This window comes from Aeromonas sp. HMWF014, assembly GCF_963878295.1.
Classification (GTDB): Bacteria; Pseudomonadota; Gammaproteobacteria; order Enterobacterales; family Aeromonadaceae; genus Aeromonas; species Aeromonas popoffii.
Window position 1 is genome coordinate 5,231 of the sequence record NZ_CAWNYS010000052.1, and the last position, 782, is coordinate 6,012.

The 782-nt window shown below is 56.9% G+C and carries 1 protein-coding gene; it reads right to left on the reverse strand.

The annotated features are described in order from the left end of the window. Positions 1–782 (reverse strand): Ig-like domain-containing protein (locus AAC083_RS22800; RefSeq protein WP_219927935.1); only part of this gene is annotated, 782 nt, incomplete at both ends.

The window sequence follows — 782 nt, forward strand, 5'->3', positions numbered from 1 at the left end:
TTTCCCCCACGTCACCACAGTCCCATCCTGCTTGAGGGCAGCAAAAGCAGTGATAGTTGAGAAAATGGTCTGAACATTGATGAGCTGGCCCTCCACGTCACGGCTGTCACCGCCATCATTGGCACTCCCCCACGTCACCACAGTCCCATCCTGCTTGAGGGCAGCAAAAGCAGATCCCCTTATAGATGAGAAAATAGTCTGCACATTGGTGAGCTTGCCCTCCACGGCACTGCTGTCGCCACCATTGGTTTCATCCCCCCACGTCACCACTGTCCCATCCGGCTTGAGGGCAGCAAAAGCATAGCGATTTGAGAAAATGGTCTGCACATTGGTGAGCTGGCCCTCCACGGCACTGCTGTTACCGCCATAGGCGGCCCCCCCCCACGTCACGACTGTCCCCTGGTTTGTCACTGTCAAATTGACGAGCGCACTGATGTCATCAAATTCAGCGGTTATTGTCGTATTACCCGCCGTGATGCCCGTTGCCACCCCTGCTGCGCTAACGATTGCAATCGTCGGCGCACTGCTGTTCCAGGCAACCTCGTCAGTGACATCCAGGTTGCTACCGTCGCTAAACGTCCCCCGAGCACTGTAATTCTGGGTCAAGCCTCTCGGGATAGTCGCAGTCGGCGGCGTGATGGTGAGTCCGGTCAACACAGCCGCTGTGACAGTCAAGCTGGCAGTGTCACGTTGTCCATTCAACAGAGCTGTTACCGTGGTACTGCCCTTGGACACGCCAGTGGCAACCCCTTCGTCGCTGATGCTGGCGACAGCAGAAGCAC